This is a genomic window from Palleronia sp. (assembly GCF_042089775.1).
GTDB lineage: Bacteria > Pseudomonadota > Alphaproteobacteria > Rhodobacterales > Rhodobacteraceae > Palleronia.
Genome location: NZ_JBELKF010000088.1, coordinates 1 through 13726 on the forward strand (window position 1 = coordinate 1; position 13726 = coordinate 13726).

Below are 13726 nucleotides of genomic sequence, written 5' to 3' on the forward strand. Positions count from 1 at the left end.
GTAAGCATCCGGCGTAGGCCGCCGTCAGGCTGCTTGGCGATGCTCTGTGGCTTTCCAGTTCCACGGCAGCAGATCCGGCACTTGCGAGGCGGTCATGTCGGGCATCCGGCCGAGGACATCCGCCAGCCACGTCTGGGGATCGATGTCGTTCATCTTTGCGGTGACGATCAGGGAATACATGAAGGCGGCGCGGTCGCCGCCGCGCTCGGAGCCGACGAAGAGCCATGACTTCCGACCGAGGGCCACGCCGCGCAAGGCCCGTTCCGCCGCGTTGTTCGTCAGGCAGATCCGCCCGTTGTCGAGAAAGCGGGTGAACGCCTCCCAGCGGTCCGTTTTGAACATGTAGGCAATCGCCTTGGCGACGGGGTTGTGCCTCGACATCGTGCCCCGCTCGGCGAGCATCCAATCGTGGAGCTCGTCGACCAGTGGCCGCACCAGGCGCTGCCGGCCCTCGAGCCGGGCCGCTGCATCAAGGCCATTGAGGCTACGCTCCACCTCGAAGATGGCATCGATCCGGCTCACCGCCTCCAGGGCCACGGGCGAGATGTCGTGAGCTGGCTTCCGTCTGCGAGCCTTCTCCTTGATGTCGGCAAGTTCGAAGAACTTCCGGCGGGCATGGCTCCAGCACAGCGCGCTGCTCACCGGACCGGGGTCACGATTGCCGCGGTAGAGGTCGTTGTATCCGCCATAAGCATCGGCCTGGAGCCCCCCCTGCCAGCCTACGAGGTGCCGGTTGGGATGCGCCATCTCGCGGTCGCGGGAGAAGTAAAACAGCGCCGCCGGCGGCGCGCCTCCCGAGAACGGGCGATCATCGCGGACATAGGTCCAAAGCCGGGCGGTCTTCGTTCCGCCCTTCGCAAGGAGCGGAACAGTGGTGTCATCGCCGTGCAGCCGCTCGGCTCCCAGGACATGCTCGCGGATCAGCGCATGGATAGGCGCGAGCGCGGCGGCGCAGGCACCGACCTGGTCGGCCAGGGTCGACAGGCTGAGGTCCACGCCTTCCCGGGCATAGCGCTCGGCCTGCCGGTTCAGAGGCTGATGTTGGCCGAACTTTTCGAAGAGGATCGTGGCCAGCAGGTTCGGTCCAGCCCACCCTCTTGGGGTTGCATGGAACGGGGCCGGCGGTTGGCTGATCTTCTCGCAGTGGCGGCAGGTGAACTTCTCGCGGACGGTCTGGACCACCTTCCACTGCCGGGGGATCACCTCCAGCGTCTCGGTCACGTCCTCCCCCATCTTCACGATGCGGTCGGAGCCGCAGCAGGAGCAGGCCGAGGGAGCTTCGATCACCACCCGCTCCCGTGGCAGGTGTTCCGGGAAGGGCTTGCGGGCCGGGCGGCGACGGTCGAAGCCGGCGACCGAGGTTGTCTTCGTCGCCTTCTCGGCGGCGACCTCGTCCTCGGTGGCGGCGGCTTCGAGTTCTTCGAGCTGTAGCTCCATCTGATCGAGCAGGCGGGCGCGGCGCTCCGAGCTGTGGCCGTATTGCTCCCGCCGCAGCCTGGCGATCTCGAGCCTGAGGTGCTTGATCATCGCCTCGGAGGTCGAGACGACCGACCGAGCTTGCGCCAGCTGTCTCTCGGCGGCCTCCGCCCGGGCCTCCACGGTCTCCACGCGCGCCTTGGACGCCGCGAGGGCGGTCCGCAATCTGGCGATCTCCAAGGCGGCATCCGACATGCCGCATTCTACGACAGATCGCTGGAAAGACATAATAAAATAGGGATATCAGGCGAACTTATCCCGCCTTTGCGGGCCGCTGCGTCCAGCGCGGATTGCGCCAGTCGATCCCTTCCAGAAGATAGCCAAGCTGGGCCGCCGAGATCGGCACCGCTGCACCCGAGGCGCTCGTCGGCCAGATGAACTTCCCCGCCTCGAGCCGCTTCGTGTAGAGCGACATGCCGACCCCGTCGTGCCAGAGCAGCTTGACCAGGTCGCCCTGGCGCCCGCGGAAGCAGAAGATCTCGCCGGCATGGGGATCGCGCCCGAGCCCCTGCTGGACCTGCAACGCCAGCGTGTTCATCCCGCGCCGCATGTCCGTCACCCCGCCTGCGATCCACACGCGCACCCCCGCCGGGAACGCGATCATGGTCGATCGAGAACCCGCAGGAGGCGTGAAAGGGCCGTCGTCTCGATCGAGGCCGAGACACTCAACCGCCGGCCATTGGTGAGTGTGATCTCGACCCTCCCCTCGACCGCCGGCCTCTCGGTCGCCGTCGAGGTGGCGAGGGCCGGTTCGGACCCGATTTGCAGTGGCATGAAAGCCGGGGCACCGCCGTCGAGCAGCCCTTCCCGGTATTCCTTCCGCCACCGCGTCAGCAGAGAACGCGAGAGCCCGTATCGGCGCGCCGTCGCCGAGCCCTGGCGGTGACCGCGGAAACTCTCCTCGACGATGCGGATCTTCTCCGCGTCAGAGCGATCCCGACGCCGCCCAGCATCGTCCGCAGAGAGGATCTCGAAATCCGAAATGACCTTAGAGCATGCCATAGGGCATGCTCTACGACTGGTGCCTCAGTCTCGGCCAGACGGCCCCCGCCGGAGGGATACGCTTCAGGCAATCTCGGCCCAACCATCAAGCATTTCTGACCTAATCCGAACCTTCGACGTCCGCGAAGCTTGCAGGTCGCCGCCGCTACTTGTCTGCCTGCTGCGCCGAGCGCCCCACAACAAAGGCAGCTCTCTCGTAGAGCTCGCTATAGGTCAAAATGTCCATGTTCCGGGAATCCCTCCTGAAGAGCTCGAAGGTCCGCAGCTTTGCCTCTTGCTCGGCATCGCTCCCCGAGAAGGCGCCGTTGCCCCCTATAATAAGGATGCACTTGGGATCAGTAGTACGGTGGCGGATCAGCGCGCCGTTACGATCATAGTTCCCTGCGGCATTATTCTCCGCCTTAACCTGCCAAACAGCTTTCTGCTGGAGCACCTGCGAGACTGAATCTATCAAGTCCGTGGACAGACGCCACGCCCCGGAGCGCGCTCGGCTGCCCCCAAACAGCGGCGTGCCTGGCTGCTTGACCTCGACCACCACTGTGAAATGGCTAGCGCCGAGTAGAAAGTCCGCGACGGGAGCATCCCGCCCCGCCACGTCCGCCGCCCCCACCACCGCCTCGTCTTGGAGTATGCCCAGGAACCGGTAGTCGAGGCCGAAGCCGAAAATCCACTCGTTGGACGCAAGAAATCGCTGCCAAGCCTTCTCGGGCTGGTCCGTCCTCACACCTACCCGTTCGGCGTAGGCCCTGACCTCCTCGGGATTATCAAGCATGCGCCGGAATTGCTCCAACTGCGCCTTGCGATAGCCGATGTTGACGATGTCGTGCGAGGTGATGAGCCCGCTACTGACAAGCTCCTCCACAATTCTCTGACCATCGGGTTGGATGAGCAGACTCTTGACCTTTTTCGCGAAGTCCGGGTCGATGCCCGAGACGCCTCCCTCTACGACGGGTATCCTGGGCTGATTAAGGCTCGCCAGATCAAGCTCTTTCAGTAATTGCAGGAGTGACGCCAACTTCTCGAACGAAAAGTGGGAGAGCTGAAAAGGTTCGTCCGACATGAACCGGTCCTCGACCCAGCCATCATGCTTGTAGTGTTTGAAGCGTTTGAGCGTCACCGCCGTGATCTCGTTCGATCCGCGGATGAAGGTCAGCGTGAGCTTGATGCGGTTCCTCGACGGGAAGGGCGGGGAGTACTCGACGGTCGTGGAGCCGTCCTCTTCGACCACGTAGTTGAAGAACCGTCCGGCGCCGCTCTTGAAATCTCGCGGGTAGAGGTGGTCCGTCTTGCATCCGCCAACAAACGTGGTCTCGTCCGCTCCGCTCATCAGGTGTCTCCAGCCATGCCCCAGTATAGCCCCGCAGCGTAACCCGACGGGCAGACCACGTCACGAAGGCGGTTCTCGACCGTGAGCTGTCTCATTGAATACTTCCCCTTCGAACCCGGTTCTATTGCTAGACGTAGCGATTGCTGTCCGCATGATCGGCATAAAGCTGCACTCGCAATCCCCGTTGCGCGATCATGGGACGCATCTGCGAGAGGATTGGATCATTCGTCATCGCGTCGATCATGTGGTCGCGATGACTGTCCGAGATTTCGCACTGCACTGCCACGATACGATCGAGGTCATCGAGCGCCCGGCGGTATTGCGCATTGAGGTCGTCTGTCGTCAGGGACCGGATGGCGTTCACAACTGCATCGAGGTTCGTCGGGACGGCGAGCCCGAGGACGTCGTCGCGGCACAGCTCGGCTTCGGGATCGTCTTCAACCCGGCGGGACAAGTCGAACGCAATGAAGGTCCGAAGGGTCGCGTCGGGCAGCTTCAGCCGGAAGAAGAGATCGGAGCTGTTCACTTCGTCGCCGCTTTCACGAATGTGAAGGACTGGCACTGGCGTCTCGGAGACATCGTTGAGGTCGATCCCGGCCACGAGCGGATCGCCGTCCACTACGAGCCGGTTAACTGTCCGGCCGTCCTTGGCCCCTTCCCCGATCAGACGATCGATCTCCCGGTAGCGGTCGGCGATGTCGCTGTCCGCGTCCATCACCGCCTGACCTGCCCCGCGCAGCTCTTCGAGACTTTCCGGCGTCCTGTAGGGCGGGATCGGGAGCAGAGTCAGTGTGCGCTTATACCAGTGGCATCCAAGGTCTTCGATGATCGAAGAACGAAGAATACGGGCTGCGTAGAACTGAACGACCCGGCTTAAGAGGTAGCCGTTGAGTGGGAAGGCCTCGGTCAGCTCAACTACATGAGCGGTATTTTGAAATCCCGAGCCGGCCACGATGGGAACTGCCGTGGGGAGTTGGGATATTTCCCGCAGGGCGTAGGTGTTCTGATAGGTAAGTTGGTCGGCGTAGGTGTAGATGTAACGCGTGCTTTCCCGCCGTGCCGTGGGCGACCATCGGCCCATCGGCTCGCCCAGCAAGCCTTGGGGAAAAATGTTCTGCCCCTTGTAGAGGTCGATGCAATCCGTGTCGCCCGACCGGCAGAACGCCGCACTACCCCCGAGCTTCACGCCGTAGTTGAACAGCAGCTCCGGGCGATAGGCATACCGCTCTTTCTCCGGCTCTTCCGCTTGTACGTCCACGATGCGTCCCCGGTCCCGTCTCGCCCAGACCACCCGAACGATCTCGCCCAGACGGGGGAGGTCCGCCATTGCCGCTAGGGCATCTGGATCACCGTCGCCGAATTTCGTGAGGATAGCGTCCGCGCTGTCTTCGTTCGCCCGCATTGCTGCGACCCAAGCAGGCATCGAGGTCTGAGGCGCGGGTTCTTCGTCCTGAACTTCAATGCTTTCTGCGTTGCTGGCGGCGTCGGCGACGATGGGCAGCAGGACTCTCGGCAGGTAGGCGAGCCGATCGAGCTGACGACGGCGCACGGTTGTCCGGACAGCGCGGCCGAAGTCGATCACGTCCTCCACCAGCGCGGTCGGGCCGAGCTGGAGCATTTCCACCTCGTCGTCCGGCGAGGGGGCGGTGCGCTCAACGACCATGATGATCGTCGCGCGCTTCACACCCCGGAAGGTAGACTTCCCCAACCCTTCGAGGTCGGCCACTAGCTTGATGCGGTACCCTTCGAGGATCCGACGCAGCGGCCCCGCATAGGCCGCTTCCGTCATGCCAATAGGCACGATGAAAGCGAGCCGTCCGCCCGGCTTCACCCACTGCCGCAACGCCCGATAGATGAAGTAGATCGATGTGTCGGTGTTCTTGAACGCGACCTCCGAATAAGCGTCGCCGATGCCGCCGGCCCCCGTCCGCTCTGAGCGGATATAAGGGGGGTTCATCACGACCAAATCGTATTCTCGTTGCGCCACCGCCTCGAATCCCGGTGGGATCAGCGCACCACCGCCGCGCTCGCCATTGGCGAGGCGGAACGTCATGCCCGTCTGCGCGGCCGTCCCTGCGCCATCGCCCTCACCGAAAGCACGGCCCATTGGATCGAGGGAGGACCATCCTCCATGAAGCGGGAGGCTCGGGAGGATTGCTCGGGCGAAGTCGCGCGTCTCCTCCACCGTTTTGCTGCGAACGACGTCGATTAGGTGCCAGAAGATCTGAATTTGCGCCAAGGCGATCGAGAAGGACGAGATATCCAGCCCGTGGAGCCGCGCCACGACGGCACGAACGTTTTCAGCGTTAACGGCCCCGGCGCTGGCGAGCTGCTGGAGCCGTTGCACCAGGGCCTCCACGAGGAACGTCCCTGTTCCGCAGGCAGGGTCGAGGATGTCATCGTTTCCCGACCAGCGCGACACTTCGAGCATGAACCGGGCCACCTCGGGGCGGGTGTAGACTTCGCCAAGGCGACGGCGCTGCGCCACGTCGAGATACTGGTCATAGACGCCCGATAGCACGTCGCCCTCGACCGTTCTGAAGTCCCATCGCGACAGGATGAAGGCGGACCGTTCAATTGCCTGCGAGAGGACCGGATCGTCGCGGGCGATGGCCCAGTCCAGCAGGTTCGCGTCGAAGATCGAGCGAAACACCCCTTGGGCGTGACGATAGGTCTGACGCATCAACTCCTGCATCGGCAGGTCGAAATGCTCGGCGAACCGCCAGAAGACGTCGATGCCTCCGTTCGAGATGTAGCGCACCTTGAAGAGGCCGTAGTCCTCGCAAAACCGGATTGTTAGCATCCGGGAAAGTATCAGCGAGCCCGTCTCATAGGCCAGCGATTGAAGGAGCCGGGCGTTCGGCTTCGACTTATCCTTCTCGACCTTCAGGAGGCTTGCGTCTGCGATTCCCTGGCGCTCGCCGTAACGCGGTAACAGGTCGTGTTCGAGGCGGAGGGCATAAAGGTAGGGATCGAGGTCCGCCATGACCTCTTGGCGACGGCGCTCATAGTCCACCACCAAAGCCTCATCGAGGGCTTCACGTTGACGACGCTCGACCATCCGCTCGAAGCGGACCGGACGCTGTTCGTCCGTCCAATCGAAGCTGGCCGGCCCGTAATCGGCCTCCATCGGCTGCAGCACGCGAGCCGTTTCCTTCAGGTCGGCGATCCCCTTGGTCGCGATAATCTCCGTCACGGCCTCGCGCAGCAACTCGGCCGCCTCCCGCACGGTGTCGGAAAACTGACCGCGCGTCTCCGGTTCCACAGGGAGGAAGGCGAACGGCGTTTCGTTGCGACGGAACCGTTCCAGCTCGATCTCCAAGGTCAGATGCTCTGCCGATAGGACACCGAAGCATGTCGCGAATGCATCGGGGTCCGACAGCTCCGCCCAGGTCCACGTCTTGGTGATCGCAGGAACCAGGCCCGCCCTTGGCGCGAGCGAGGCGGCGAACGCGCGCCGGTCAGACACGTCGAGTCGGGTAACGACAGCCTGGTCGATCAAGTAGAACCACTTCGTCCCGGCCTGCACGTAGGCGCGTTTCTCCCGAAGGATCGGCACGGGCGCGACCTGCACCTGATTGTCCTTCTTTACCTCGAAGACCGCGATGGCGTGGTTCGGTCCCTTGAGAACCTTCCGACCTTCCGTTCGATAGATGGCAAGGTCTGGACGCTTGCGAGAGCCATCGAGCTTCGAGTCCACGACCACTTGGCGGTCTTGCAACCCGACGCCGAAGGTGGACCGTACGAGTAGGTCGCGGATGTAGCCATAAAGGTCCGGTTCGCCAGCGTCGTTCGCAGTGATCTCGCGGATCTTCTTACTCAAGGAGGCTGTGGTGGTCATTCGTTTCCTGATTGTAGTCGCTGGCGGTGCCTGGGGCTTGGCGCTCTATGCTATTGATAGCAAGTTTTTCTTCTTTTACAGCCACAAGAGGAGAGGCAGCCGGATTGAAGCCGCCGTTGGATCCCACCGCAGCATCAGTCGGAGCGGGCTCGGACCGGCCGTTCGCTGCGCTGCGCTTCGAGGTCAGCACCGCGGACGGAGCGGGCTTTCGCTGCGGTTGCTACGAACGGCTGCTCTCCTTCTGAAACAGCCCCATCAAGGTAGACCCGCTTCAAGCGGCGGCGCAGAGGTCCTTGGCGGCTTCGTAAAAGATGAGGCGGTGTAGACTGCTACCGGACCTACAGGGACGTGTTGCTAACCTGTACTATGCGGGACGTCCGGTCTTATGACTTTACGGAAGCAGTGTAGAGAGACGATGGGATGACTGACGACAACCACAAGATTTGCTTCGAATGCGTCGGTGAGGCGTATCTCTCAAGCGAGATTGAGCGGGACGGGCGTTCCGAGGTCTGCAGCTACTGCCGCGAGCAGGCCCCAGCCATCGCACTCGAAGACCTGGCAGACAGGGTGGAGGCAGTGTTTGGCGACCACTACAAGCGCACACCTGCGGAGCCGAACTTTTACGAGAGCCTGATGATCAAGGACCGGGAGCTCAAATATGACTGGTATCGCGAAGGAACGTCGGTAGCCGATCTCATCCCCGACATCGTCGGGTGCTCTTCTGAAGTCGTGCAGGACCTCCACACCGTTCTTCGCGAGCGCCACGAGGATTGGGACGCGGCCCTCGCGGGCGAGGAGACTCCGTTCGACGAAGAGGTGCACTACGAGGAAGTTCTTCCAGACCACCACGCGTGGCGGACGGAATGGACGCGGTTCGTCCACCGCCTGCAACGGCAGGCCCGCTACTTCGACAAGAATGCATCGGCCTATCTGACGAGTGTTTTCAACGGTATTGCAGAGCGAACGGCTCGCGATGGAAGGCCCGTAGTGGTGACGGCTGGACCCGGGACAGCGTTGGATCGCCTTTGGCGCGGCCGGGTGTTTCAAGCTGATAAACCTCTACTCCAAGCCCTTGAACGACCGGACCGCCATCTCGGCCCGCCGCCGCCCGAGGTGGCGAGCGCGGGTCGCATGAATGCCCGGGGCATTTCCCTGTTCTACGGGGCGACGTCTCACGATGTCGCTTTAGCCGAGGTTCGTCCTCCTGTTGGCGCGCGTGTCGGCATGGCCGCCTTCGAGATCACCCGATCGCTAAGGCTACTCGACCTCGATGCGCTTGCGGACATCAAGGTTCAAGGCAGCCTCTTCGACCCACGCTACGCTGAAGCGTTGCGCCAGGCGCGGTTCCTGCGCGATCTTGTGGCGAAGTTCGCCGCACCGGTTTTGCCCGACGATGCTGATATGGCCTACCTGCCGACACAGGTCGTTGCCGACTTCCTCGCCAATTGGTCTGATCCCCGCCTCGACGGCATCCTCTACCGCTCCGTCCAATCAGATGCGGCGGGGCGCAACGCGGTGCTGTTCCATCATGCCGCCGCGGTGGCATTGCTGGACCTGCCCGAAGGAGCGGAGGTCGAGGCGAGGCTCTCGGTCGTCTCGGACGAGGGCGATTATGCCTACACCGTGTGGGAAACGATGCCGCCGGACGAGGAGATCAACGAAAATGCGTCGCCGGTGCCAGATTGGGATTGGGGGGGCGCCGACGAGATGGTCGTCCCCGAGCGGGATGACCGCGAGCCGGCATTGCAGGTCGCGACCGACGCGGTGTCTGTGCATGAGATCAGGGCAGTTGCGGTGAACACCGAGCGCTACGATGTCGACCGGCATAGGTCGGTTGGTGGGGCAGGCCTCGGATTTTGAACACTAGTGGTGCGCAGGTACTTCGCGGAACGTTCCGCAATGTCTTGAAACGAGCCTCACGCGAGGATAAAACTAGAGCCAAGCCATCATGGGTCCGCATCGACTGGCAGGTCGCCGCAGGACAGATGATCCAGATGGACGACGCTCATCGTCGGAAGGCCAGCCGGCTTCTGCAAATTGCCTCGACTGTGAACCGGGCATCTGTGAAAACGGTAACCGAACGCGCAGATATGCGAAGCCGCATGTCTTCTGCGAGATCGCGCGCAACGTAAGGGACCTGGCTTAGTGTCGAACTCGAAGCAGATACTGGCGATGTTGAAGAGCCGGGCTGAGGGCGACGACGAGCTCTTCTACTCGATCGCCCTCCAAGTGGCAGCGTCCGAGGCTCGTCAGGGACATCGAGCGACAGCAGAAGAGTTAAGAGCTGCCGTCGATGCAGCCCGCGCTACTGGTAGTCGCGGTCAGACAGTCCCTATTCCGTTCTCGGCGCCGCGCGGCGACTTGGCTGATCTCCTCGATCATCGCGACGCACGCTACCGCCTCCGAGACGTCGTGCTCGATGAGGCCATACGTCACCAACTCGACGACCTAGTACGTCAGCAAAGCCGGCGAGACTGGCTGCGCGAGCATGGCAAGACGCCGAGCCGGCAGGTACTATTCGTGGGCCCGCCCGGATCAGGCAAGACCATGACGGCAGAGGCCGTTGCTGGCGAGTTGAAGCTCCCCCTCTACGTCATTCGCCTTGAAGGTCTCATCACTCGGTTCATGGGCGAAACCGCTGCTAAGCTCCGTGCGGTCTTCGACGAGAGCAGACGCCGGCGTGGCGTGTACCTCTTCGATGAGTTCGATGCAGTGGGTGCGCGCAGAGCGGCTACCAATGACGTAGCGGAAATGCGCCGAGTGCTGAACTCGTTTCTGCAGTTTATGGAAGAGCCGACCAGCGTCGACAGCGTACTGATCGGCGCCACTAACCACCCCGAACTACTCGACCGGGCGCTGCTGCGCCGCTTCGACACTATCTTGGAGTTTCGGCCGCCGACGGAAGACGAGATCCGGAAGATCGTCAGCGTGAACCTTCGCCCGATGCGGTATCCGCGCCTCGCTTGGAAGAAGGTTGTGGCTGCCGCGGGAGGCCTCAGCCAATCCGAGATTGTGCGTGCCGCCGAGGATGCTGTGAAGACGGCGATACTGGATGAACGGGACATACTGCGGACTGAGGATGTCGTACGGCGTCTGGCGGACCGGCAAGTAATGCGTGCGGCGTTTGCGCCGAACGGCGACTGATCGGCACGTCTATGCCGTCCCGCTACGACCGTTCGCATATCGACATCAGCGCCCGCTTCACGCGCCGCGACTTCATCGCTCCTGCGCAGAATCTGAGCGGCGGAGGAACGCCGCGGGCGCGAGCTACGCATGGCGGGCGCCTCCGTGGGGAATTAGCGACGGCCTTGGAAGCGTATGATCGCGAGCGCCCTCAGGATGATCGGCTCGATCCCATCGAGGGAGTTTTTCTGGAACTCGAACTGGCGCGGGGCACGCCAATAGAGGCGATGGAACGCAAGAGAGACGGCGTGATGCCGACTGCGGCGCGTGTTGAGAACAACGACCGTCGGACGGTCGGCCTCTTCGTGCCAAACGACGCGCGGCCAGTCCTTGATCAAATTCTTAGTGATTATGCGACCGGTCCGCTGACGCCCGCCGGGGACCCACAGCGCAAAGGGTTCGTCGAGCCGATCGAGGAAATCCGCCGTGCCCGGTTCGAGACCTTCTGGACGGACGACGACGCACGCCTGCCAGAGGACCCCACCGATCAGATTTGGTGGGAGGTCTGGTGCGTGCGCAGCGCGGAGAAAGAGCTGGACGCTCTGGTGGAACGCTTGGATGCCCGCGCTGCCTCACGAGACGAACGCCTCTACTTTCCGGAAGCTGTCGTGATTCCAGTTCTGTGTGATCGCGTGACAATTGAGCTCATGCTTTTTTCGCGGTTCGCGATCACGGAGCTGCGACGCGCCAGCGATTCGCCTACGGTGTTTCTCGACGCAGATCGCGACGAGCAGATCGGCTGGTCGGGTGAGCTTGCGGAGCGGGTCGTTTGGCCCGGAAGCGATGCGCCTGCGGTTTGTCTATTAGATACGGGCGTCAATCGAGCACATGACCTTCTCGAACCGGCCGTCTCTACCGACGAGCTGCATGCCGTCGATGCCAGTTGGGGGGTTGACGACTCGGGAGCAGGCCACGGGACAAGTATGGCCGGTCTGGCACTCCATGGCGATCTGACGCCCCATCTGGCGAGCATGGATGTGCGACCCCTGCTGCATCGCCTTGAATCGGTGAAGCTCCTACCGCCCGTTGGACACCCGCCAACCGAAGACCGATTCTACGGCCCGGTAACACAATCAGCCATCGTCATTCCCGAGATCGAAAGGCCTACTCGCGCTCGCGTCTTCTGCATGGCGGTGACGAACGACAACGTTTCCGGCGCTCGCCCGACGACTTGGAGCGCTGCGCTCGATCAGGCTGCTGCGGGGGCAATGATCGGCGACGAGGAAACGCCTAGGCGTCTGATCGTGACGTCTACCGGGAACGCACCGAACCACATCGAACGGCATCGCATTGTACATGCCGACCATCTTCCGATCGAGGATCCGGCGCAGGCTTGGAACGTGCTGACCATTGGCGGCTACACCGACAAGATCGAGATCACAGAGGGTGCTTTCGCGCACTACAGGCCTTTCGCCGAGGCGGGCGATCTGAGTCCGCATACCCGTACATCGACCTCTTGGGCGGGTAAGTCGCCCTTCAAGCCGGACCTCCTGATGGAAGCGGGCAATCGAGCGCTCAGCCCTACCGGCACAGACGTGCTTGACGCTGACTCGCTTGGACTTCTTTCGACAGGCCCCGACACGGACCGGCAGCCCCTAATCCCATTCCGTGCTACGAGTGCGGCCACGGCGAGCGCCGCGCGCCTGGCGGCGCGTCTGATGGCCGCCCATCCAGACTACTGGCCGGAAACGATCCGGGCGCTCATGGTTCATGGCGCGGAATGGACACCGCCCATGCGAGCCGCCTTGGACGTGGCCGAAGGGCTACGGGAGACGGCCGCCCTTCTGCGCCGCTATGGGTATGGAGTAGCGAATTTTGAACGGGCGAACGCTTCGGCGACGAACCATCTTGCCCTCGTCTCCCAAGCGGCGATCCAGCCCTATCGCGCCCGCCCGACGCGGGGTTTCAAGGATTGCCATTTCTATCCCCTCCCTTGGCCGAGGGAGGAGCTCGAACGCCTTGGAGATGCGGATGTTGAGCTCAAGATCACCCTCTCGTACTTTATTGAGCCCAACCCGGGGATCTCCGCAGCGATAGACCCCTATCGATACCAGTCCTTCGGACTTCGGTTCGACCTAAGGCGGCGCGACGAGACGGTGCGGATGTTCGCGAAACGGGTCAGCAAGGCCGAGCGTGATGATGGGGAGCGGATCGCGAGCGTCGCAGACGACAATCGGTGGCTGTTCGGACCCGACAGCATTTCCGCAGGCTCGTTGCACTGCGATGTGTGGACGGGACCAGCGGCGCGCTTGCTAACGCGGGACACAATCTGCGTGCGTCCAATAGGTGGCTGGTGGCGCAATCGGGCCGATGTCGCAACATGCGAGCGGAAGACACGGTATGCGCTAGTCGTGTCCTTGAAGACCGATGACGTGGAGGTCGATCTACATACTCCGATCGACCTGGCGGTGCGTAATACCGTCGGGATTGAGATCGGCCTCGACTGACCGTCAGGGTGCGCCCATGCGGAACGGACGGGTGAAACGCTCCGGTCGTCGTAGTAGCGTCTTTCCCACCCTTCGGAACACTCGCATGGGCATGTCTAGGGCCGTACGGAACGTCATGCTGCTACCGCAGCGAAATTCTCATAAGCCGCCGTTCATGCACCGCGCAGCATCGGTCAATGAGGGCTCGAGCACTAAATCGCTTCGCGATAGGGCGCGTTCGGCGGAGGCTGCGCTGAGGCGGAGTTTGTTTCGCGTTTTGTGATGCTGGGTGTGTGCTGTGAGATATGGGCAAAAGTTGGTGACGCTTGATCAGGCGGCCGGTTGAAGTTGGCGGAGCCCGTCGCGGAACTCAATCCCCTGGATGATCTCGGGCAGGCGGTTTTGGCCGTCGAGTTTGCGCCATTTCTTCTGCGCCGACATCATCAGCTTGAACGCCATGGCCAAGCCGGT

General features: G+C 62.6%; 8 protein-coding genes and 1 pseudogene. 3 read left to right on the forward strand and 6 right to left on the reverse strand.

The window, feature by feature from the left end; translation table 11 throughout:
- Positions 1-24: 24 nt before the first annotated feature.
- The 5 genes from ACFDS3_RS16310 to ACFDS3_RS16330 form a co-directional block, all read right to left on the reverse strand.
- Positions 25-1671, reverse strand: coding sequence for an IS66 family transposase (locus tag ACFDS3_RS16310; RefSeq protein ID WP_375263416.1), 1647 nt, complete (start codon positions 1669-1671; stop codon positions 25-27).
- Positions 1672-1729: 58 nt separating this feature from the next.
- Positions 1730-2080 (reverse strand): IS66 family insertion sequence element accessory protein TnpB, encoded by a 351-nt coding sequence (gene tnpB, locus ACFDS3_RS16315; RefSeq protein WP_375263417.1) that lies wholly within the window; start codon positions 2078-2080, stop codon positions 1730-1732.
- Entirely contained in the window at positions 2077-2478 is a 402-nt protein-coding gene (locus ACFDS3_RS16320; protein ID WP_375263418.1) for a transposase, read from the reverse strand. The genes tnpB and ACFDS3_RS16320 overlap by 4 nt, the downstream gene beginning before the upstream one ends.
- A gap of 145 nt (positions 2479-2623) precedes the next feature.
- Positions 2624-3805, reverse strand: a complete 1182-nt coding sequence (locus ACFDS3_RS16325) for a Shedu immune nuclease family protein (RefSeq protein ID WP_375263419.1) — start codon at positions 3803-3805, stop codon at positions 2624-2626.
- Positions 3806-3932: 127 nt separating this feature from the next.
- A complete protein-coding gene (locus ACFDS3_RS16330; RefSeq protein WP_375263420.1) occupies positions 3933-7646 on the reverse strand; it encodes an N-6 DNA methylase in 3714 nt (1237 codons plus the stop codon).
- A 420-nt stretch (positions 7647-8066) separates the two neighbouring features.
- Here ACFDS3_RS16330 and ACFDS3_RS16335 point away from each other — a divergent pair, with 420 nt between their 5' ends.
- The 3 genes from ACFDS3_RS16335 (at position 8067) to ACFDS3_RS16345 (ending at position 13276) form a co-directional block, all read left to right on the forward strand.
- Entirely contained in the window at positions 8067-9506 is a 1440-nt protein-coding gene (locus ACFDS3_RS16335; RefSeq protein WP_375263421.1) for an RES family NAD+ phosphorylase, read from the forward strand.
- A gap of 285 nt (positions 9507-9791) precedes the next feature.
- The gene (locus ACFDS3_RS16340) at positions 9792-10790 is read left to right on the forward strand and encodes an AAA family ATPase (protein WP_375263422.1); all 999 of its coding nucleotides are present in this window, start codon (positions 9792-9794) and stop codon (positions 10788-10790) included.
- Between the two features lie 11 nt (positions 10791-10801).
- On the forward strand, positions 10802-13276 hold the full coding sequence (locus tag ACFDS3_RS16345) for a S8 family serine peptidase (RefSeq protein ID WP_375263423.1): 2475 nt from the start codon (positions 10802-10804) through the stop codon (positions 13274-13276).
- 309 nt (positions 13277-13585) lie between these two features.
- Here ACFDS3_RS16345 and ACFDS3_RS16350 read toward each other — a convergent pair.
- A pseudogene (locus ACFDS3_RS16350) lies at positions 13586-13726 on the reverse strand (IS256 family transposase); the annotation flags it as partial.

Coding starts and splice junctions, on each gene's coding strand:
- ACFDS3_RS16310 (WP_375263416.1), bottom strand. CDS start 1,671: ATGTCGGATGCCGCCTTGGAGATCGCCAGATTGCGGACCGCCCTCGCG.
- tnpB (WP_375263417.1), bottom strand. CDS start 2,080: ATGATCGCGTTCCCGGCGGGGGTGCGCGTGTGGATCGCAGGCGGGGTG.
- ACFDS3_RS16320 (WP_375263418.1), bottom strand. CDS start 2,478: ATGGCATGCTCTAAGGTCATTTCGGATTTCGAGATCCTCTCTGCGGAC.
- ACFDS3_RS16325 (WP_375263419.1), bottom strand. CDS start 3,805: ATGAGCGGAGCGGACGAGACCACGTTTGTTGGCGGATGCAAGACGGAC.
- ACFDS3_RS16330 (WP_375263420.1), bottom strand. CDS start 7,646: ATGACCACCACAGCCTCCTTGAGTAAGAAGATCCGCGAGATCACTGCG.
- ACFDS3_RS16335 (WP_375263421.1), top strand. CDS start 8,067: ATGACTGACGACAACCACAAGATTTGCTTCGAATGCGTCGGTGAGGCG.
- ACFDS3_RS16345 (WP_375263423.1), top strand. CDS start 10,802: ATGCCGTCCCGCTACGACCGTTCGCATATCGACATCAGCGCCCGCTTC.